The organism is Amorphus orientalis, assembly GCF_030814015.1.
Classification (GTDB): domain Bacteria; phylum Pseudomonadota; class Alphaproteobacteria; order Rhizobiales; family Amorphaceae; genus Amorphus; species Amorphus orientalis.
In genome coordinates, this window is record NZ_JAUSUL010000005.1 from 102,552 (window position 1) to 123,603 (window position 21,052).

The following is a 21,052-nucleotide window of genomic DNA, read 5'->3' on the forward strand; positions in this document are numbered from 1 at the left end:
AACCGCCCCGGTCAGGGTCTTGCCATCAGGGAATGTCGAGCGATCTGGTCCCCACCCTCCAAAAGGTTTTCCCCAACCTGCAGAAAGGGTGTTGCATTCCCTGCCATGATCCGCCATATCCACGTCCTCTATGGACGCCGCGGACGCACCGCGGCGATGCGGGTGTAGCTCAGGGGTAGAGCACAACCTTGCCAAGGTTGGGGTCGTGGGTTCGAATCCCATCGCCCGCTCCATATTCTCTCCGGCAAAATCTCGATCTGACTGCGCAAGCGCCGCCCTGGCGCTCGGCGCGAAAGCGCGCGCCGGATTTCGCGCAAGCATCCGCGGTCTGAGCGCTTTCTTCGCCCACCCGGCCTCCACACAAATCGCCTTCTTGGAAGGAATCCCCCTACCCGGGCCGCGCTCGTCCCGATCAAACCCCGTAATAGGATCGGTACCAGGCGACGAAGCGGCCGATCCCCTCCTCCACCGTCGTGGTCGGACGATAGCCGACGGCCGCTTCCAGCTCCGACACATCCGCATAGGTATCGAGCAGGTCGCCAGGCTGGAGCGGCAGAAGCTCCTTGATCGCGGTCTTGCCCAGGGCCTTCTCGAGCGCCTCGATATAGGCGGACAGGTTCATCGGGCTGTTGTTGCCGATATTGAACAGGCGGTACGGCGCATTCGAGGTGCGCGGGTCCGGATCGGCCGCGTCCCACTCCGGGTCCGGCTCGGCGATCTGGTCGCTCGCACGGATCACCCCTTCCACGATGTCTTCGATATAGGTGAAGTCGCGGGTGTGGTTGCCTTCGTTGAACACCTCGATCGGTTCGCCGGCGATGATGTTGCGGGTGAACTTGAAGAGCGCCATGTCCGGGCGCCCCCACGGCCCGTAGACGGTGAAGAAGCGCAGGCCCGTGGTCGGCAGGCGGTAGAGGTGGCTGTAGGCGTGGGCGGTCAGCTCGTTCGACCGCTTGGTCACTGCATAGAACTGCAGCGGATGGTCCACGCCGTGATGCTCGGAGAACGGCATCGTGGTGTTGGCCCCGTAGACGCTGGACGTGGAGGCATAGGTCAGGTGCGGCACGGACGCATGCCGGCACGCCTCGATCATGTTGGCGAAGCCGACCAGGTTCGATTCCACGTAGGCATGGGGATTGATCAGGCTGTAGCGGATGCCGGCCTGGGCGGCGAGATGGATCACCCGGTCGAACGCATGTTCCTCGAAACAGGCCTCCACGGCCGCCCGGTCGGCCAGGTTCGCCCGCACGAAGCTGTAGCCGGCGTTGGTGCGGCGCGCGACGTCATCCAGCACGCCGAGGCGCGCTTCCTTGATCTCGGGATCGTAATAGTCGTTGACGGAGTCGAAGCCGACAACGGTATCGCCGCGCTCCAGCAGTCGTTTCGCGGTGTGGAAGCCAATGAAGCCGGCGGTGCCTGTGACGAGAACCTTCATCGAACCCTTCTGACTACGCTGGAGGATGCGGTGGCGCAGGGCACGCCACGGGCGGCCGCGGGCGGAGGCCCCACCCCTTCGGGTCTCCACCAGCGGTCGCCTGCATAGAGCGTTTCACACCCTTACGGAAACAGTTCTGTTCCGCTCCGATCTTCAGGAACGACGACAGCCCGTGGGCGCGGTCTTCAGCCCGGCGGCGCAGTTGACGACTGCGGCCGGGTATTCTCAGCCTTCGCCCCCCGCGAAAGCAGCGGCAATGCCAGCACGGCGATACCGATCCCGACGATGGTCATGAGAACCCGATTTGTTCCAAGCACGAGCGCGCCCGCTTCCGGCGAAAGGTCGAACGCCAGCGCGACGGCGGTCAGACAGAAGGTCCAAACCCCGTAGCGCTTCGCTCCTATCAGCAGCATGCAGAAGACGAGGAGCCCGACAAGCGATGCATGAAGCAGGGGCATCGGGGACAACCCGAGAAGCAGACCGCCCGTCGCCGCGCCGAGAACGGTCCCCAGCCCGCGCGTCTTCATGCGATAGATCGTTTCCCGGCGGGTCGGCTTCATCACTCTGAGGCCCGCCGCGGTCAGCCAGCACGGATGCGACCCCGGGCTGAAGGACGCCGCAAAGCCCCCGAGCAGGGAGACCAGCGCCATACTCCCCAGAAAGCGGCGCCGTCCGGATTCCTTGAGCAAAGGCTCCGCGGACCGTTTTGCCTCGTCGGTCACGCCGGGAATGCACGCATAGACTAGTCCGGCCCCCCAAAGCGCTCCGAAAAAGAAAAAGAGCCCGTAGACCAGCTGTTCGCCGGCCGGCACCTGGCCGACGGACAGAAAGTAGGCCAGCGCGCCAAGCGCGACCGGCAGACGAAGGTAGCCCCCCGCCAGTTCGCCGATGCCCTGTGCCATCGCGGCTGCCAGCGCCAGGACGAAAAAGGCGAGAGAGCCGAGCACCACGTATCCGCCCACCGTGGCGAAGAGGCTGATGATGAGCGAGGAGGCCGTCAGCACTTTCCAGCGACCGGAAGCGGGAAGGCGCGGAAACGACACGATCAGGAGATAGGCGCCGAAAGCGGCCACGGCGCCGTGCATGGCGTGTCCCGTGGCAAGGCCGGCGAGCCATGGGGCAATGACGCCGATCGACAATGTCAGCGCCGTGAGCACCTTTCCGCGCGTCAGCCCGATCGATGAGGCCTCCATCATCGGCCCCTCCGCCGCGGCAAACGGCCCTCGACCAGCAGCGCGTCCTGGACCCCCGACGATGTCCCGGCCGAGACCGAAATCCGGCCGGGCCGCGATGGATGCGAACTGGGCCGGGAGCGCGATCCTTTGGCTTTTTCCACCGCCATTGCGAACCCTAACGTCCTCTACCGCCCAGCGGCGCGGGCGGGCGCGTCCTGCGACGTCATCTTCCCCAGCGAGAACGCAAGCGTCGAGGCCGCGACCAGGGCGGCGGCATGGGCGTCTGCCTGGGCCTGGCGGGCATCGAGCAGGCCGGTATCGGCAGCTGTCGCGTCCGTGATCGTACCCACGCCGCTTCGATAGGATTCCAGCGCGGCGTCGTAGGTGACGTCGGCGGCCGCCGTCAGTTCGCGCGCGGCGGCATGGGCCTCCAGCGCCGTGCGCAACGTGTCGCTGGCGATGACGATCTCGCGAGCGGCCGCATCCTGGGTCTGGGTGAACACCTCCTTCGCCGACTGGGAGAGCGATTTCGCCTCCTCCAGCTGGGCCCTGCGCAGTCCGCCGGAATAGATCGGGATCGCCATGCCGACCAGGACACCCGCGGACGTCGATTGCTGCCCGACGCCCGGCAGGCCGCCGACGGAAAAGTCCGCCTGATCCTGGGCGGCGATGCCGCTCAGATAGACCTTCGGCCTGAACTCCGCTTCCGCCGCCCGGATGCCGGCCTCGGACGCCTGCAGGCGCGAGTAGGCGGCAAGGACGTCGGGCCGCTGCGCCAGGGCCGCCTTGATCATCTGCTCGGTCGGCTGCCCCACCGAGCGGGGGAGAGTGCGACCGGCCACGTCGCCGACCTTGATCTCGGTCATCGGCGAGACGCCCATGGCCGCAAGAAGGCCCTGATAGGCGTCCCGGCGCGCGCCCTGAGCCTCGACGAGCCGCAGTTTCGACTGGGCCACCTGCTGGCGCGCCTGGGCCACCTCCACGCTGGTGCCCAGCCCCCGGTCGTTGCGGCTGTCGGCCGCATTCTGGATCAGCCGGCTGTTGCGGAGCGCCTGATGGGCGGCGCGCTCCTGGGCGATGGTGGCGCCGTAGCGGTAGTAGGCCACCGCCACCTCATAGATCACCTGCTGATGGGCGCCGGTGAAGGACACGTTCGCCGCGAACGAATTGTGCCGTGCGGCCTCGGCGTTCGCCCGGCGCTGGCCGAAATCGAAGACGAGCCATTCCACCAGAAGCGCCGGCACGACCCCGTCCACGGTCGTGGTGAAGGAATCGATGCCCGTGATGTTGTCGGGAAGCGGGGTCCGGACCTGCTGTGCGCCGCCGATCACGGTCGCCGTCAGCGTCGGCAGGAAGGTCGCCTCGGTCATGCCGACCGCCAGCGCCGCCTGGCGCGCCTCTTCCCAGGCAATGCGGGTGCGCGGGTTGTTGCGCGCGGCGATATCGATCAGCTCCGGCAGGTCGTAGGTCCTGCCCGCAACCAGCTGGGGCGGCGGCTCCAGCACGGCGGCGGCGGGATCGGAGGGCGGACGGAAGTCGCTTTCGGCCGATCCGGCGGTGTCAGCCCCCTGCCCTTCCGGCAGAAGCGCCGAGCGGTTGTCGGATGCGGGCGTCCAGGGTTCGGAGGGCGATTTCGGCGCGAGCTTCAGCGCGTTGTCGGCACACCCGCCGAGCGCCAGGGCCACACCGAGAAGGAGGATGACCCGGCGCCTTGCGCTCGACCGGCTTGTGGGGCTCCGGTTCACTGCCATTCAACGGGCGACCAGGGTCTCGATCCGCCCGAGACCGGCGGTAAGTGCCCCGCTTCCGGACACCGGCGGAACGTCCCGTGCGGCGGTCGATCCTCCGGGTTTCTCGAAGCGCTCCGCCGCAGCTTCCAACCGCGCCGACAGCTGGCCCAGATCCTCGGCCGAGACACCGATCTGCGGCCCGAGCTCGCCGGCGGCGGCCACCAGCGCACCGAGCCGCCGCACCTCGGCGGGCCCGGCCCGCTGGCCCCCCGGCTCGAACGGAAGCAGAAAAAGCCCCTCGCGCGCCTTGCCGAGGTCGACCGCCGCAGCGGCAAGGTCGTCGACCCGACCGTCACGCGACGACGCGGGCACCGAAGCCGCCCGCGCCAGCGACCGCAGCGCGGACCCCAGGCGCTCGCGCACTTCGGCGATAGCGCTGCGCGGCCAGATCCCGGTGAAGATCACATAGATGATCGCGTTGCCGAGAAGGATCCCGGCGATGCGGTCGCCGGCATTGCTGAGATCGGTGCTGGGGCCGAATCCGTTCAGGATCGTAAGCAGGAAGGCCAGGCCGATCTGCACGCCGGCATAGGCGATCCGCTCGCTGCCTGCCGCGACCCAGCCGGCGACGAGGACGCCTGCGAACACAAGCGCCATCAGCCCGCCGACCGAGGACAGCTGCGGGATCACGAGGATCATCGCAGCGACCCCCATGGCCGCGCCGATCAGGCACCCGATGATCCGCAGCGCCAGCTTGTGCACCGTTTCCCCCGTCGTTCCGAGAGCGGCGACGTAGCAGGTCACCATGGCCGTATGGATCCCGTCCCAGCCGATCCCCGTGTAGATGAGGTAGCAGAGCACCGCCGCCGCCGTCGTCTTCAGGGCGTAGCGCTGATGGTCCGGGTTGGTAAAGGCATCGGCGGCCAGAAAGGGCGGCTTTTTCACGGTCGGATGCGCGCCGCCATCCGCTATGGCCAGATCCGCAAGCGCCCGCCACGCCTCCGCTTCGGCAGTCGACCCCGGTGACTCCCCACGATCCGGAACAGACGGGGACCGCCCGGCCCGGACGCGTCCGGCCATCGCCCTGAGGGTCGCGGCAACCCGCCTGCGCGCCATCGGGTCATCAGCCGGCATCGCAGCCACCGCCGTCATCAGCCGGAAACTGGTCGGCACGGCACCGGCCAGCCACATCGTTCGCGCACTCGGTGCCAGATGGAGCATCCGCGCCGTCTGCACCTTCTTGGCCAGATCGTCGTTGCCCTCGATCAGGCACGTGTTGAGCGCACCGTCGTTGGACGGATCGTCCAGCAGCAACGCCGCCGCATCCAGCCGGTCGGCAATCCGCTCGGCGGCCAGGCTGTGCGGCCCGCGTCCGAGCGCCAGCAAAAACCCGATCATCAGCACCATCGGCATTACCGCCATCTCCCAGGCATATTTCAGCCCTTCGGAGGCAACGATGCCGGCTGGAACATCGGTGGAGAGGGTCATGATGAAGGCGACGACAAGCCCGACGATCGCGGCCGTCTCACCCAGCGAACTGGCCGACGCCAGATAGAGCGTCGCGAAGGAGACCGCCGCCATCACCAGAATGCGCAGGAAGGCGGAATCCATGGTCGCCGTCATCAGGGGCGCCATCAGAACGACGATCACGGTCGCCAGACCGATCAGTCCGACCGCCTGCCCGATCGTCTCGCTGGCATCGGGCCGCATCAGGAAGATCACCAGATAGCAGCTGATCGCCGCCTCCGGGATCTTGTAGAGCATGGCCGTCGCCGTCACGAGGGCGCACAGAAGCGCGATCCGCCAGGTCAGGCCGAACCGGCCGGGAAACGGCTGGAGATCGCGCCAGGCGCGGGCGAAGATGTCGGACCAGGTCGCTTCAGCAATCGGTGCCATCGTGCACCGTCGCCGTAGCCGATCCGCCCATCCGCATCAGGTCTGCGGGAGGGTCCTCCAGAAGGATGCGTACGGGAAAACGCTGCGCGACGCGCACCCAGTCCAGCGACCGTGGCACCAGCGGCAATCCGCTCGGCAGATTGACCATCTGTTCGGAGGTCACGCCCCATCCGGTGCTTTCCACCCGCCCCCGGATCGCGGTGCGACGGTCGGACAGCGCATAAACCGTCGCACAGCTGCCGACGCTGATCCGACCGAGCTCGGTCTCCACGAAATTGGCGCTGGCGTACCAGCGGGACGTATCGATAAGGGTGAACACCGTCTCGCCCGGCAGGACGAACTCGCCGGTCCCGACCTGCAGGCCGACGACCCGGCCATCGTGAGGCGCCCGCACAACGGTCGCATCCAGCTCGTGCTCGGCAATGGAAAGCGCGGCTTCGCGCGCCTGAACCAGCGCCTGAGCGGCGGCCGGAGTCCCGATCAGCGCATCGGCCGCCTCCGCCTGACGCTGGGCCTCGCGCAGGCTGATCTCCGCATCGCGCTTCGCCGTCGCCGCGGTGTCGACTTCCTGGGCGCTGACATAGCCCTTCGGGCGGAGCGGCAGGAGCCGGTCCAGCGTGGCGGTCGCGTAGGCGAGGTTCTCCTCCGCCCGGTCCACCTGGCCGGTGGCGATCTCGGCATTGCGCTTTTCCGCCTCGATCTCCCGTCGGCGGTCGGCCAGCGCCGCCTCGGCGATCGCCAGATCGCCGGCCGCCTGGTCGACGGCCAGCTGGTAGGGGGCCGGATCGACCCGGAACAGGACGTCCCCCTTCTTCACGGCCGCGTTGTCCCGGACCGGCATTTCCACGATACGGCCGGAGACGGTGGCAGCGATATGGACCACGTCAGCGGTCAGCACCGCCTCCTGCGACAGCGGATTCAGCCGCGCCGTATGGAGATGGTTCCAGGCCAGGATTGCCGCCCCCACCACCAGAACCGCGCCGACGATTCCGCCACCGACCTTGGCCGCATGGACCCGATCCTCGCTCATCCCCTCACCGTCCGAACACGAGGTCTGAGACGAACAACCCGGCGATGACGGCCACCGCCAGATAGACCACGAGCCGCGCCGGAAGCGCGTCGTCGAGACCGATCCGAATGAAGACGACCCGCACCGCGATCGCGATCACCACGCCGGCCAGTGCCGACAGGAGCCAGGACGGGAAAAAGGCCCCGAGAAAGGGGATCGCCGGTGCGCCGGACGACGGCGCGCAGCCGGCGAGCGGGAGCCCGATGCCGGCGACGCCGGTCGCCCTGCGCAGCGGCCTGCTGTGCCGGCAACGTCTCCATCGCCCTATGACAGGCCTCAAATCCACCTGCATCCGTCCCGTGTCCGCTTCATCTCAATGATGAAAGCCCGACGCCTCGTGCTTGGACAGAGGCTCCTGGATCGGATGCGCCTCGAAGTGCGCAAGCGCGTCCTTCATGTGGTCGACCAGCAGCGAGCACAGATCGAAGCTGACCCCGTTGCGCACCAGGATGCGCTGGATGGCCTGGTGCTCGCAGTTCGCCGGCAGGGTGTAGGCCGGGACCTGCCAGCCGCGTACGCGCAGCCGGTCGGCGAGATCGAACAGGGAGAACCCCGGCTCCGCGCCGTCCTTCATCTTCCAGGACACGGCCGGGATGCCCCCCTCCGGATTGCCGTCATAGACGATCTCGAACGGCCCCATCTTCCCGATCTCGTCGGCGAGGAAGGCGGCGCTGCGATAGCAGGCGCCGTGGATCTTGCGATAGCCGTTCCGGCCGAGCCGCAGGAAGTTATAATATTGGCAGACGATCTGGCCGCCGGGTCGGGAGAAGTTCAGCGCGATGTCGCGCATGTTGCCGCCCAGATAGTTGACCCAGAACACCATCTCCTCGGGCAGGTCCTGCTCCTCGCGCCACAGCACCCAGCCCACGCCAAGGGGCGCGAGACCGAACTTGTGACCGGAGGTGTTGATGGAGCGGACCCGCGGCAGGCGGAAGTCCCACTCCAGGTCCGGCGCGCAGAACGGCGCCAGAAACCCGCCGCTGGCGCCGTCGACATGGATCGGGACGTCGAGGCCGGTGCGCGCCTGAAGATCGTCGAGCGCGTCGCTCACGGCTTTCACCGGTTCGTACTCCCCGGTGAAGGTCACGCCCAGCGTCGGCACGACGCCGATGGTGTTCTCGTCGCAGCGGGCGAGCACCTCCTCCGGGGTCATCAAGAGGCGGCCGTCCTCCATCGGGATTTCCCGATGCTCGATGTCCCAGTACCGGGTGAACTTGTGCCAGCAGATCTGAACCGGTCCGGTGATCAGGTTCGGCTTGTCGATCGGCTTGCCCTCGGCGCGCCGGCGCGCTTCCCAGCGCCGCTTCATGGCGAGACCGCCCAGCATGGCCGCCTCGCTGGAGCCGGTCGTGGAGCAGCCGACCCCGTTGCCCGGGTCGGGCGCGTTCCACAGATCGGCGAGCATCCGGACACAGCGCGCCTCGATCTCGGCGGTCTGCGGATACTCGTCCTTGTCGACCATGTTCTTGTCGATGCAGTCGTCCATCAGCTGATGGATCTCCGGCTCCTCCCAGGTCTGACAGAACGTGGCGAGGTTCTGGCGGGAATTGCCGTCGAGCATCAGTTCGTCGCGAACCGCCGCATAGATCCGGCGCGGATCGCGCTCGGCATCCGGAAAGTCCGACTTCGGCAGGATGGTGCTCAGGTCGCCCGACCCGTAGGTCTCGTCGTAGCTGTCCTCGTTCGGGAATGCGCTGTGATCCTTGGCCATGGCCGCCTCGTTTCGCTTCTGTCTCGTTGATGGGATCAGGCGGTGTGCGGGTCGGCGAGGAACCCGCCCGGCGCCGGATTCGCGTCGGCGATCGTCTGAAGCGGGAAGACCTTCGGCTGTTTGGCCTCCACGACATCGGCCAGATCGAACCGGACATAATTCAGACTGCGGTAGTCACGGACATAGAAGCTCTTGCGGGCGAGATCGGTCAGGCTGGTCCAGGCGGTGAACTCCGTCGCGTAGGCTTCGCCCGTGCCCTGATCGAGACCGGCAACCTCCAGATGGCCGCCGCCCTCCTCCGGATAGTCGATGGTGGCGCCGCGCGGCCGGTCGAAGTTGTTCATGATGTGGGCGAGCGTCTGCACGGCGAGGTCCGGGGTCGCCGCCTTCTCCGTGAAATGGGCGTAGAAAGCCGCCCGCACGAACCGCCCGACGGAGGTGTTGGAAGACGGCAGTGCCGCCGTCGCGATACCGGAATCCGGCTGGATGGCCGTGTAGGACCCGAACGTGGCCGAGGAACGGTCCACGTTGGTCAGGTGCGTGTAATTGTCCAGATTGGTCAGGTGCCAGTCGAAGCGGGGACCGTTGGTCATCACGCCGACCGGGTTGTCGTAGAGGATCATCTCGCCCTTGTGGAACTCGATGACGACGGACGCGCCTTCGCTGTCGTGAACCACGTAGTGGAACGGCGACTCCACGCCGCCCAGGATCGCCAGCGCCTCCAGCATCACCGGCTGGTCCGACAGCGCGGCCTTGACCTCGGCGACGGTGGAAAAGCCCGCGAGCGCCCAGCTTCCAAGATCGGAGGCGGAGAGCACGGCGCGCGTCATGTCGACCGGCTTCTGGCCGCCGCCGGCGGCGGGATACGACAGCACGCTGAAGGTCAGCCCCTTCTCGTTCATCCCCTCCAGGACCTTCATGTCGGTCAGTCCGACCGGCGCCTCGGCGGTGGGAACGCGCCCGGGCATGGCGATGGCCAGCACGGCATATTTTCCCGCGAACGAAACAGCCGGATGACCAGTCATCTCCGAGGAAAATTCCTGCCCCCGGGGGAAGAAGACGAGCTGATACGGCAGATCAACGGTCAGTTCGAGCGTCCGGCCGAAATAAAAACGGCCGGCCTGATCGGAATAGAGAAGGGAGGTGCACATGGCGTCTCACTCGCAGGAACCGTCGAAGGTGAATCGGGTGAAGCGGGCGTCCATCCCGCGAAGTCTGACATGGCCCGCGCAGGCGATGAAAGTCGCCCGGACCAATGGTTACGACCGGGTGTCCTTGTAGATCCGGCCGTCCTTCATGATGATGCGCAGGTTGGCGTCCGGATCGGACAGGAAATCGAGGCTCTCGGTCGGGTCACCGTCGGCGACCAGAATGTCGGCGAGCGCGCCCGGCTCGATCACGCCGAGCTTGCCGTCATAGGGATTGCGCGGCCCGGAAAGCCCCAGAAGCTCACCGTTGCGGCCTGTCGCAGTGGCGAGCAGTTCGAGCGGCTCATAGAAGCGCGGCGTCAGCTTGGCGAGCTGGCGGCCCTGGGTCGGCAAATTCTGAGGGCTGAACAGGATGTCGGTGCCCCAGGCCGTGTTCACATCGAACTGCTTGGCCATTTCATAGGCGCGCACCGTTCCGCGGGCCACTTCCTCCTGCTTGGCCTTGGCGTCCGGGCCGGTCTTGATATTCGCGTCCACGTCCGCGAGGAACGGCTGAAGGCTCCACCAGGCGCCTTCATCGGCCATCATGCGCACCGCCTCCTCGTCCGCCAGCTGACCGTGCTCGATCGACCGGACCCCCGCCCTCAGCGCCCGCTTGATGCCGCGCGGCGTATAGACGTGGACCATGACGTAGGTGTTCCAGTCCTCCGCGGCCTCCACGCCCGCGCGCAGTTCCTCCTCGGTGTACTGCAGGGTGTCGATCGGATCGTAGGACGAGGTCACGCCGCCGCCAGCCATCAGCTTGATCTGGGAGGCGCCAAGCATCAGCTGCTCGCGCACCCGCTTGAGCACCTGGGCCCGGCCGTCCGCGATGGCCGCCAGACCCACCCGCTCGCCGTAGCTGATATCGTCGAGGCCGGCCGGAACCTCGTGGCGCATGCGGAAGTCGCCATGGCCGGAGGTCTGGGAGATCATCGCGCCGGAGGGATAGATCCTCGGCCCCTGAACGATGCCCTGGTCGATCGCCTGTTTCAGCGCGAAGGACGGTCCGCCGGCGTCCCGCACCGACGTGAACCCGCGCATCAGGGTCCGCTCCGCCTCCTGACCCGCGACCAGGTAGAGATAGCCGACATCGGACGTCATCGCCGCGAGTTCGGTGATGCCGCACAACATGGTGTGCCAATGGGCGTCGATCAGGCCGGGCATGGCGAGACGGCCGCCGCAATCGATCACTTCGGCGCCCTCGACGCGTTCGTCCGCGCCGGGAAGACCCGCGATCCGGTTACCCTCGACCAGAATAGAGACGTTCTCGCGCAGGCCGCCGCGACCGTCGAACAGGCGGAGATTGGTCAGGAGCAGCGGCCGATCGGACCTCTTCGGCTCGGCGGCGAAAGCGGATGTCGCGTGAAGGTCCAGATAGGGGGAGACGATGGCGGCGGCGGCTCCGACAAGAAGGGCGCGGCGCGAGATGTCCGCCATCACCTTGTCGCCGACCGCGAGAGCCGCCGGGCCGCCGCACCCGCAGGCCCGACAAGCGGCGCTGCCGGGACCGACCGACCCATGATCGGCCGGGCAGTCGCTTGCGTGCAGATCAAGCCGCTCCGAGTACACTTTCATGCGTCCCCCAACCGTCAACTCGCAACCCCACCCGGCGCAGCCGCTTCGAACAGCAGGCAAGCCCGGACCATAAAGATGGACCATGGGGCGTCAATCCGCAGACCGCCTGCAGCCCCTTCCTCCGCCCGGCCATGGGGAGGGCGCCATTGCCGCTCATGGGACTGCTTCGCACAGTGCGCCTCAGCCCAAACGGCCGGCAAGGTCTGACTGGATTCGATGCGTGCGAACCGGACCGGAAAGGCGTAGCATCAAATCAGTATTTACCGGGTTGTTAACAGGACGAGTGCATCGACAACCTTTGTTTGTACCGGCTTCGTCGGAGATCAGACAAAGCAACGACGCAAGCCCGCGCCTTCAAGAGGAGCCATTGATGTCGCTTTCGACCATTTCGCGCCGTGGCATGCTGATGCTGACGACATCCCTTGCCGCTGCGAGCCTTCTGCCGCGGGTGGCCTTCGCCGACGAAGCGCCCACTGGCGGCCGCCTTGTCGTGGCGGCGGATTCGGAGCCCCGTAACCTGAACCCGGCGATCGTGGCGTCCAACAGCGTCTTCTACATCTCCAGCAAGGTTGTGGAGCCGCTGGCCGAAGCCTCGTTCGACGGCCTGTCTCCGCGTCTGGCCACCAGCTGGGAGGGCTCCGCGGACGGCTCCACCGTCACTTTCAAGCTGCGTGAAGGGGTGACCTGGCACGATGGAAAGCCGTTCACGTCGGCCGACGTCGCCTTCTCGGCGATGGAAGTCTGGAAGCCGCTTCAGAACATCGGCCGGTCGGTATTGGCCAATCTGGAGCGGGTGGAAACGCCGGATGAGAGCACGGCGGTCTTCCATTTCTCGAAGCCGATGCCGATCCAGCTGATGCGCAACGCGCTCCCGGTCGTCACCGCCGTCCTGCCGAAGCACGTCTACGAAGAGACCGAAATCGCCGAAAATCCGGCCAACACCCATCCGATCGGAACCGGTCCGTTCACCTTCGAGGAGCACCGGCCGGGCGAGTATTACCGGCTGGCGAAGAACGAGAGCTACTGGGGCGAAGGCGAGCCCAAGCTCGACGAGATCATCTTCCGTGTGCTGCCCGACCGGGCCGGTGCCGCCTCCGCGCTCGAGGCCGGCGAGATCCAGCTCGCGGCCTTCTCGCAGGTGCCGCTTGTCGAGCTGTCCAGGATGGAGAGCGTGCCGGGACTGGAGGTCGTGACCAAGGGCTACGAGGACCTGACCTACCAGCTCATCGTCGAGATCAACCACCGCAACGAGACGCTCGCCGACCTGAAGGTCCGCCAGGCGATCGCCCACGCCATCGACAAGGCGTTCGTGGTCGACACGGTGTTCCTCGGCTACGCGACCGCCGCGACCGGACCGGTCCCCGAGAGTGCGAAGGAATTCTACAATCCCGACACGCCGAGCTATGATTTCGACGTCGACAAAGCCAATGCGCTGCTGGACGAGGCGGGCTATCCGAAGAAGGACGATGGCACCCGGTTCTCGGTCCGGCTCCTGCCGGCGCCCTTCTTCTCCGAAACCCGCGCTTTCGGCCAGTATCTCCGTCAGGCGCTCGCCGCCATCGGCATCGATGCCGAGCTGGTCAACAACGACACCCCGGCCCACCTGAACGCCGTCTACAAGGAACACGACTTCGACCTTGCGATCGGCGCGGCGGTGTTCCGCGGCGATCCGGCGATCTCCACCACCAATCTGGTCAAGTCGGGCATCCCGGACGGCGTATTCTTCTCCAACCAGGGCGGCTACGCCAACGACAAGATCGACGCGCTCATCGACGAGGCGCTGGAGACCGTCGACACGGAGAAGCGGACCAAGCTCTACGATCAGTTCCAGGTGCTCGTCGTGGAAGATCTTCCGCTGATCAACGTGGCCAACTGGCGGTTCACTTCGGTTGCCAGCACCGACGTCGTGAACATGGCGAACAATCCGCGCTGGGTCGTCTCCAACTGGGCCGACACCGGGCTGAAGCAGTAGGCGCATAAACGCGCAGCAGCAGATGATCCGGACGCCCGGCCAAGCATGCAACGCACGCTCCGCCTGATCCGGCGACGCGCGGTGAGCAGCATTCCCGTGCTGCTCATCGTTGTCGTCGGAACATTTCTGATGATGGAACTCGCCTCCGGGGACGCGGTCGACGCCTATCTCGTCTCGCTCGGTGGCGGCGATGCCGGGCTCGCCGCCTCGCTTCGGGAAAGCTACGGCCTCGACCAGTCGACCCTCGCCCGGCTCGGCCTTTATCTCGCCTCGCTCGTCCAGCTCGATCTCGGTTATTCCGTCGCCTTCAACCGGCCGATCCTGGACATCATCCTGGAACGGCTGCCCAACACGCTGTGGCTGATGGGCAGCGCGACCGCGCTTGCCTTCACGCTTGGCTCCGCGCTCGGCATCGTCGCCGGCGCCCGCCCCGGCAGCGTGGTCGACCGGATGCTCTCCGCCGGTTCGCTGGCGCTTTACGCGGTGCCGAGCTTCTGGCTCGGACTGGTGCTGAGCCTGGTGTTCGCGGTCCAGCTGCGCTGGTTCCCGACCTCCGGCATCGAGACGATCGCATCGGGCAAGACCGGGATCGACCGGGCGCTCGACGTCGCCTGGCATCTCGTCCTCCCGGTGACAGCGCTGGGCGTGCTCTATCTGGCGCTCTTCCTGCGCATGATGCGGGCCGGGATGGCGGAGGTCTGGCGGCAGGATTTCGTGCTCGCCGCCCGCGCCAAGGGGCTTGCCCGCCACCGGATCGTGCTGCGCCACGTCGCGCGCAATGCGCTCCTGCCGCTGGTCACGGTGCTCGGCCTTCAGTCCGCGACCATGCTGGGCGGCAGCGTCGTCATCGAGAGCGTGTTCGCCATCCCCGGCTTCGGCCGGCTCGCCCAGGAAGCGGTGGCCGCGCGCGACACGCCCCTGCTCATGGGCATCATCGTCGTCTCCGCCGTGCTCGTCATCCTCGTCAACCTGATGGTGGACATGGCCTATGCCTGGCTCGATCCCCGGGTCGGCAGCGCGGAGGCCTCCTCATGAGCGCGTTCTTCGGGCGCTTTCTTCGCTCGCCGGAAGGCATGATCGGGCTCGTCCTGCTGATCGCGATCGCGGTGATGGCACTCGCCGCCCCGGTCGCGTTTCCCGGCGATCCGCTGGCCATCGTGGCGCGGCCGCTGACGGCCCCCTTCACCGACATGCGCGTTCCCCTCGGCACCGACCAGCTCGGCCGCGACGTCCTCGTCCAGCTGATGTACGGCGCCCAGACTTCCCTCGTCGTCGGGCTCGCGGCGGCCTTCGTCGCCATCGTCTTCGGTGCGCTGGTTGGCACCACGGCGGGCTTCTTCGGCGGTCTCGTCGACGAGGCGTTGATGCGGGTGGTGGACGCGTTCCAGATCGTGCCGGGCTTTCTGCTGGCGCTGGCCTTCGTCAGCGTCACCGGCCCGTCGCTTGCCGTCATCGTGTCGGCGATCGCGCTCGGCGCCTGGCCCGGTCCGGCCCGGCTTGCCCGCGCGGAGGTCCTCTCGATCCGTGAGCGCGACTACGTTGCCGCCGCCCGGGTGATCGGCATGCATCCGGCCGAGATCGCGTTCCGGGAGATCCTGCCGAACGCACTTCCGCCGGTCCTGGCGCTCGTGTCCGTCATCGTCGCCAGCGCCGTGCTGATCGAGGCAGCCCTCTCCTTTCTCGGCCTTGGCGACCCGAACCTGGTGACCTGGGGCTCGATGATCGCCGAAGGCCGCAACATGCTGCGCTCGGCCCCCTACCTGTCGATCGTGCCCGGGATCGGCCTCGTCTGCGTGGTCCTCGGCGTCTATCTGTTCGGCGAAGGCGTCGTGGAGAGCCTCGCCCACCGCAGGAGGCGCGGATGAGCCCTCCCCTCGTCGAGGTCAGCGGCCTCTCCGTCGCGTTCCGCGACCGCGGGCAGGTCAACCACGCCCTGCGCGACGTCGCCATCGCGCTCCGGACCGGGGAGAAGCTCGCCATCATCGGCGAGAGCGGATCGGGAAAAAGCACCTTCTCGCTGGCGCTCGCCGGCCTCCTGCCGCGCGAAGCCGAGATCGGCGGAACCATCGCATGGCCCGGGCTCGATCACGCCCCGCGTGCCGGCAAGGAGATCGGCGTCGTCTTTCAGGATCCGGGTTCCAGCCTCAATCCGGTGCTGCGCATCGGCGAACAGGTGGCGGAAGGCGCGCGCCGTCATCTCGGGCTGGGACGCCGCGCGGCGCGCGAGCGCGCATTGGACCTGCTCACCCGCGTCCGCATCCCCGATCCCGATGCGGCCCTCGATGCCTATCCGCACCAGTTCTCCGGCGGCCAGCGCCAGCGCATCGCCATTGCCGCCGCCATCGCCGCCCGCCCCGCCCTTCTGATCGCCGACGAGGCGACCAGCGCACTCGACACCGTGGTCCAGGCGGAGATCGCCGCCCTCCTCGATACGCTCGTCCGGGAGGAGGCGATGACGCTTCTCTTCGTCACCCACGATATCGCGCTGGCTTCCGGCCTCGCCGACCGCATCGCGGTGTTCCACCAGGCGCAGCTGGTGGAGATAGGACCGACCTCCGACGTCGTTCACTCGCCGCGTGAGGCCTATACGCGCGACCTGCTTGCGACCCACATCGATTTCGCCTCGCCGCGCCTCGTCGGGGACGTCGCGCCATGACGGCTCCGCTCCTCTCGGTCCGCGATCTCGGCAAGACCTATCGCGCGCGCGGGCGTCAGGTGGTCGGGCTCGAAGGCGTCAGCTTCGATCTGCGAAGCGGAGAGACCCTCGGGCTCGTCGGGCCGTCGGGCAGCGGCAAGTCCACCCTTGCGAAGGTTCTGATGCGGCTGACGGAGCCCGACACCGGCTCGATCGCCCTGGACGGGGACGACTGGCTGGCCCTGTCAGGCGGCGCGCTGCGCACCCGGCGCGGCGAGATGCAGATGGTGTTCCAGGATCCGCTCGCCGCGTTCAATCCGCGCGCCACGATCGGCAGCGCGCTTGCCGATCCGCTCCGCATCCACCGCATCGTGCCAAAGGCGGAGCGTGCAGAGCGGGTCGCGCACCTCCTGGAGCGTGTCGGACTTCCGGCCGACTTCGCCCGGCGCCGCATCCATCAGGTCTCCGGCGGCCAGCGCCAGCGCGTGGCGATCGCCCGGGCGCTCGCGACCAGCCCGCGCCTGATCGTCCTCGACGAGGCGGTGTCCGCTCTCGACGTCTCGGTGCGCAGCCGCATCCTGGAACTTCTGGCCGACCTTCAGGCCCGGGAGGGGCTGGCCTACATCTTCGTCGGCCACGACCTGGCCGTCGTGCGGGTGATCTCCCACCGGGTGGCCGTCATGGAGAAGGGCCGGATCGTGGAAACCGGCCCCGTCACCCAGGTGGTTGCCGATCCCCAGTCGGAGACCGGCAAGGCGCTCGTCGCCGCGACGCCGCGGCTCTACTGAGCCTGTTTGGCTCAGTGCCGGACCATGCCGGCGTCGACGTTGATGGTCTGGCCGGTGATCCAGCGGGCATCGTCGGAGGCCAGGAAGGCCACCGCATCGGCGATGTGCTCGGGCTGACCCTTGCCCTTCACCGCCTGCAGCATTTCAACGAACTCGAACGCCTCGTTGTGGGGGCTTTTCTTGACACCGTCGCTCTCGATGAGGCCCGGCGTCACCGCGTTGGCCGTGATGCCGTAGGCGCCGAGCTCGGTCGCAAGGGCCCGGGTGAGGCCGATCACGCCGCCCTTCGCCGCCACATAGGCTGCCATGTTCGGCGTGCCGGCAAAGAAGGTGTTCGACGAGATCGAAATGACCCGGCCGGGCTTGTTCTTGGCCCGCATCTGGTCCGTCGCCGCACGGCTCACCAGAAACGTGCCGGTCAGATTCGTTCCGATGATGGTCTGCCAGTGCGCCAGATCGACGTCGTCCCAGGCCACGAAGGGTACGATGCTGGCGTTGTTCACCAGGATATCGATCCCGCCGGTTTCCTTGTCGATCTGCTCGAAAAGCGCCGCGACCGAGGCCGGATCGGACACGTCGCAGGAAATCGCGATCGCCCCCTTGCCGATCTCCTCCGCGACCGCCTTGCCGCCCGCCTCGTTCAGGTCGGCCACGATCACCTTCGCCCCGTCGGCCGCCAGCCGGGCCGCAATCGCCTTCCCGATCCCCTGTGCCGCGCCGGTCACAAGCGCGGTCTTCCCCGCCAATCTGTCGCTCATTCTCGTTGTCCCCTCTGGTTTTGATATCAGGCTGCCGCGTCAATCACGGCCATCGCGGCGTCGATCCCCTCTCCGGTCTTCACCGCTCCGCCGAGCGCATTGACGGCGCCGGCATAGGCGGTGAGCGCGGCAATCGCGTAGATCGGCTGGGCGGTCGGGCCCATGTGGCCGATCCGGGTCAGCTTGCCGGCGGTCTCGCCGCGGCCGGCCGAGAACACCACGCCGTAGCGCTCGCGCGCGGCCTGGCGGAGTGCGCCCTCATCGATGCCTTCGGGCGTTCGCACCGCCGTCGTGGTCGGCGACGCGATCTCCTCGCTCGCCGCCCAGAGCGAGAGCCCCATCGCCTTGAGCCCGGCCCGGGCCGCCCGCGCCGTCAGGTCATGGCGCGCCCAGACCGCTTCCGGCCCTTCCGACAGATAGAGATCCAGCGCCGCGTCGAGGCCGTTGATCTCCGCGACCGACGGCGTGAACGGGAACGGCTTGTCGCGCGACCAGGCGTTTTCCCAGTCGACAATGGACAGCATCGACGCCCGCGGCGCCGCCTGGTTCGCCTTCATCTTCTCCCAAGCCCGCTCGCTGACGCCGAGCAGCGTCAGGCCCGGCGCCCCGCCAAGACACTTGTTCGGACCGGTCACGAAGATGTCGGCGTGGCAGGCCTCCGGATGCACGTCCATGCCGCCGAACGAGGACACCGCGTCGACGATCAGGTAAGCCCCGTGCGCGGCAACCAGCGCGCCGATCTCGGCGATCGGATTGATCGTCCCCGACGGCGTGTCGTGGTGGCAGGCGCAGACGACCGAGATCTCCGGATGCGCCTTCAGCATCTCCGCGACCGCTTCCGGCGTGATCGCCTCGTTGTACGGGACCTCGATCTCCAGCACGTTGGAGGTGTAGCGCAGCGCCCAGTAGCCGAAGCCCTTTCCGTAGACGCCGGAGGCGAGGTTCAGCACCGTGTCCGCCGGCGTGATCAGCGAGGCCGCTGCCGCTTCCAGACCGAGCACCGGCTCGCCCTGCTGGATCACCGGCTTGTTCGTCAGACGCATCGCCGTCTGCGCCTTGTCCACGACCCTCTCGTAGAAGCTCTGGAAGGCCGGGTCGTAGTCGTAGAGAACCGGGCGCGCCAGCCCCAGCAGGACCTCCGGGTACGCGTTGACGGGCCCGGAAGTGAGCGTGATGACGGCCGGTGCATCATTGGAATAGCGCATTGATATCCTCATCGCCTGTCTGCCAGGCTGTTCAAACCTCGGTGGCCGGGTCCCAAGTCGATGATCGCCGAAGCCACACCCCGGGCCGCCCCCCTATCGGTCCGTCCCGGCTCATTCGTAGAAGAGCGTCCCGGTCCGGTAGGTCTCGAAGCTCTCCATGTCGTGGGAGTAGAACAGCTCGGCATCATGATCCGCGGCGAGCTGTTTGACCCGCTGCATCGACTGCACGCCGGCCACCGGATCGATGTGGAACGACGCCTGGCACAGGGTTTCCAGGCTCTGCCTGGTGTAGGCGGCGTCGATGGTGAACAGGATCGGCCTGCGATTGGCGAAGTTCACCATCAGGCTGTAGTGGCCGATCGAATGGCCCGGCGTGAAATAGAGCTTCACCCCCTTGGCGAGCTCGACATCCCCCTCGATGCCCTCGAAGGTCGAGTTCTGCGCGGTGGTACCGGGAAGCAGCTGATCGGTCATGCCGCGCGCCTCGGCCGCCTCGGCCGAAAAGCTCACGTCGGAATAGCCGAGCTTCTCGAAGGGCTGCGGATTGCAGGCCTGGGGCACTTCCGACTTGTGGCAGATCTTCTTGGCGTCCGGCAGGTGCTTGTTGCCGCCGCAGTGGTCGAAGTGGAAATGGGAGTTGAAGACGACGTCGATGTCCTTCGGCTCCAGGCCGATCTTCTTCAGGGCGCCGGGGATGGTCTGGTCCTCCGACTGGATCGGCTTCTCGAAGGGCAGCACCTTCATGACGTGGTCGTAGTCGTAGCCGGTGTCGATCAGGAAGCGGCCCTCGGCATGCTCCACCAGGATCGAATAGACCGGAAAGCGGATCTCGCCGCCCGGACCCTTGTTCCAGAAGACGTGGAAGCCGTCGAGCACCAGCGAACCGCCGTCGAGTAGGTAAACCTTGGTGTCTGACATTGGGATCCTCCATTCAATGTCGCGTCGGCCGAAAGGGCGGGTGGGTCGAAGATCGGGTCAGCGCGCGCCCCGCTCGTAGGGGAGACCGAGGGCGGCGGGCAGGCTGGAGCGGCGCCCGAAGGCGACCAGCATCACCATCACGGCCAGGAACGGGATCATCTGGATCACGTCGGTCGGAATGTTCACGCCGGCGACCTGGAGCGCCGTCGTCAGCGCCAGACACAGGCCGAACACGAATGCGCCGATCAGCACCCACAGCGGCCGGCCGCGCGAGAGCATCGCCAGCACGATCCCGAGAAAGCCCGACCCGTTGGTGATGAAGGGAACGAACAGACCCGCACCCACATTGGCGAGATAGGCGCCGCCGAGGCCGGCCAGCGCGCCGGTCACCATCACCGCGAAAGCCCGGGTCGCGACCACGTTGACGCCGGTCACGTCGAGGGCTGCCGGCTTGTCCCCGGCCGCCTGCAGGTTGAGCCCGAGCTGGGTGCGCCGGTAGACGAAGGCCATCACCGCGACGAGCGCGACGGCGAGATAGACGATCAGGTGATGATTGAAGAAGGCCGCTCCGACGACCGGAAGATCGGACAGGACCGGGATCGACACCGGCTCGGCCGCCGGCAGCCGCGGATAGGTCCGCGAGAACTGGAAATGGTGCAGGAGCGCCGTCAGGCCCTCGAAACCCAGCGTCAGGCCGATGCCGATGACGATCTGGTTCAGCCCGTAGCGGACGCAGAGGATGACCATGATCAGCGAGACCGCCATGCCGCCGGCCATGCCGGCCAGGAAGCCGAGCCACATGGAGTTGCTCAGATAGGCGCCGAGAAAGCCGGTATAGGCGCCGAAGATCATCATGCCTTCGATACCGATGTTGAGGACGCCGGCCTTTTCCGACATCTGCTCGCCCAGTCCGGCGAGGAGCAGCGGCACCGCCGCCGTGACCGCGCCGAACAGGAGCGCTCCGAGAAACACGACGGAAAACAGATCGGCCATCG

18 protein-coding genes and 1 tRNA gene are annotated in these 21,052 nt (G+C 67.2%); 6 read left to right on the forward strand and 13 right to left on the reverse strand.

The window, feature by feature from the left end; all coding sequences use genetic code 11:
• The first annotated feature begins 158 nt into the window (after positions 1–158).
• Positions 159–233, forward strand: a tRNA-Gly gene (locus J2S73_RS19250).
• 179 nt (positions 234–412) lie between these two features.
• Here J2S73_RS19250 and J2S73_RS19255 read toward each other — a convergent pair.
• The 9 genes from J2S73_RS19255 to J2S73_RS19295 all read right to left on the reverse strand — a co-directional run bounded on the left by J2S73_RS19255 (position 413) and on the right by J2S73_RS19295 (position 11,781).
• Positions 413–1,435, reverse strand: a complete 1,023-nt coding sequence (locus tag J2S73_RS19255; RefSeq protein WP_306887304.1) for an NAD-dependent epimerase — start codon at positions 1,433–1,435, stop codon at positions 413–415.
• Positions 1,436–1,620: 185 nt separating this feature from the next.
• Positions 1,621–2,631 carry an FUSC family protein gene (locus J2S73_RS19260; protein ID WP_306887305.1) on the reverse strand — a complete coding sequence of 337 codons (1,011 nt, stop codon included), beginning with the start codon at positions 2,629–2,631 and terminating at the stop codon, positions 1,621–1,623.
• 164 nt (positions 2,632–2,795) lie between these two features.
• The gene (locus J2S73_RS19265) at positions 2,796–4,361 is read right to left on the reverse strand and encodes a TolC family protein (protein ID WP_306887306.1); all 1,566 of its coding nucleotides are present in this window, start codon (positions 4,359–4,361) and stop codon (positions 2,796–2,798) included.
• The gene (locus J2S73_RS19270) at positions 4,362–6,236 is read right to left on the reverse strand and encodes an FUSC family protein (protein WP_306887307.1); all 1,875 of its coding nucleotides are present in this window, start codon (positions 6,234–6,236) and stop codon (positions 4,362–4,364) included.
• Complete coding sequence (mdtN, locus tag J2S73_RS19275; RefSeq protein ID WP_306887308.1) at positions 6,220–7,266, reverse strand: multidrug transporter subunit MdtN; 1,047 nt, start codon at positions 7,264–7,266, stop codon at positions 6,220–6,222. The genes J2S73_RS19270 and mdtN overlap by 17 nt, the downstream gene beginning before the upstream one ends.
• Before the next feature lie 4 nt (positions 7,267–7,270).
• Positions 7,271–7,591: a YtcA family lipoprotein gene (locus J2S73_RS19280; protein WP_306887310.1), complete on the reverse strand. Its 321-nt coding sequence runs from the start codon at positions 7,589–7,591 to the stop codon at positions 7,271–7,273.
• 27 nt (positions 7,592–7,618) lie between these two features.
• Complete coding sequence (gad, locus tag J2S73_RS19285) at positions 7,619–9,016, reverse strand: glutamate decarboxylase (protein ID WP_306887311.1); 1,398 nt, start codon at positions 9,014–9,016, stop codon at positions 7,619–7,621.
• 35 nt (positions 9,017–9,051) lie between these two features.
• Positions 9,052–10,167 carry a linear amide C-N hydrolase gene (locus J2S73_RS19290; RefSeq protein ID WP_306887312.1) on the reverse strand — a complete coding sequence of 372 codons (1,116 nt, stop codon included), beginning with the start codon at positions 10,165–10,167 and terminating at the stop codon, positions 9,052–9,054.
• Positions 10,168–10,275: 108 nt separating this feature from the next.
• Complete coding sequence (locus J2S73_RS19295; RefSeq protein WP_306887313.1) at positions 10,276–11,781, reverse strand: metal-dependent hydrolase family protein; 1,506 nt, start codon at positions 11,779–11,781, stop codon at positions 10,276–10,278.
• Positions 11,782–12,151: 370 nt separating this feature from the next.
• Between J2S73_RS19295 and J2S73_RS19300 the strand changes: the two genes are divergently transcribed.
• Genes J2S73_RS19300 through J2S73_RS19320 form a run of 5 tightly spaced genes read left to right on the forward strand, consistent with a single transcriptional unit; the run spans position 12,152 to position 17,176 of the window.
• A complete protein-coding gene (locus J2S73_RS19300; RefSeq protein WP_306887314.1) occupies positions 12,152–13,753 on the forward strand; it encodes an ABC transporter substrate-binding protein in 1,602 nt (533 codons plus the stop codon).
• A gap of 45 nt (positions 13,754–13,798) precedes the next feature.
• Positions 13,799–14,788, forward strand: a complete 990-nt coding sequence (locus tag J2S73_RS19305; protein WP_306887315.1) for an ABC transporter permease — start codon at positions 13,799–13,801, stop codon at positions 14,786–14,788.
• Positions 14,785–15,618, forward strand: coding sequence for an ABC transporter permease (locus J2S73_RS19310; RefSeq protein ID WP_306887316.1), 834 nt, complete (start codon positions 14,785–14,787; stop codon positions 15,616–15,618). Before J2S73_RS19305 ends, J2S73_RS19310 begins: the two co-directional genes overlap by 4 nt.
• The gene (locus J2S73_RS19315) at positions 15,615–16,409 is read left to right on the forward strand and encodes an ATP-binding cassette domain-containing protein (RefSeq protein WP_306887317.1); all 795 of its coding nucleotides are present in this window, start codon (positions 15,615–15,617) and stop codon (positions 16,407–16,409) included. The genes J2S73_RS19310 and J2S73_RS19315 overlap by 4 nt, the downstream gene beginning before the upstream one ends.
• Positions 16,406–17,176: an ATP-binding cassette domain-containing protein gene (locus J2S73_RS19320; protein WP_306887318.1), complete on the forward strand. Its 771-nt coding sequence runs from the start codon at positions 16,406–16,408 to the stop codon at positions 17,174–17,176. Before J2S73_RS19315 ends, J2S73_RS19320 begins: the two co-directional genes overlap by 4 nt.
• 11 nt (positions 17,177–17,187) lie before the next feature.
• On the opposite strand, the gene pldH is transcribed toward J2S73_RS19320, so the two are convergent.
• The 4 genes from pldH to J2S73_RS19340 all read right to left on the reverse strand — a co-directional run bounded on the left by pldH (position 17,188) and on the right by J2S73_RS19340 (position 21,050).
• Positions 17,188–17,934 (reverse strand): pyridoxal 4-dehydrogenase, SDR-type, encoded by a 747-nt coding sequence (gene pldH / locus J2S73_RS19325; protein ID WP_306887319.1) that lies wholly within the window; start codon positions 17,932–17,934, stop codon positions 17,188–17,190.
• A gap of 26 nt (positions 17,935–17,960) precedes the next feature.
• Positions 17,961–19,139 (reverse strand): pyridoxamine--pyruvate transaminase, encoded by a 1,179-nt coding sequence (ppaT, locus tag J2S73_RS19330; protein WP_306887320.1) that lies wholly within the window; start codon positions 19,137–19,139, stop codon positions 17,961–17,963.
• Positions 19,140–19,250: 111 nt separating this feature from the next.
• Entirely contained in the window at positions 19,251–20,057 is an 807-nt protein-coding gene (gene pldA, locus J2S73_RS19335) for a 4-pyridoxolactonase (protein ID WP_306887321.1), read from the reverse strand.
• 57 nt (positions 20,058–20,114) lie between these two features.
• Entirely contained in the window at positions 20,115–21,050 is a 936-nt protein-coding gene (locus J2S73_RS19340; RefSeq protein WP_306887322.1) for a putative B6 ABC transporter permease subunit 1, read from the reverse strand.
• Between the last annotated feature and the right edge of the window lie 2 nt (positions 21,051–21,052).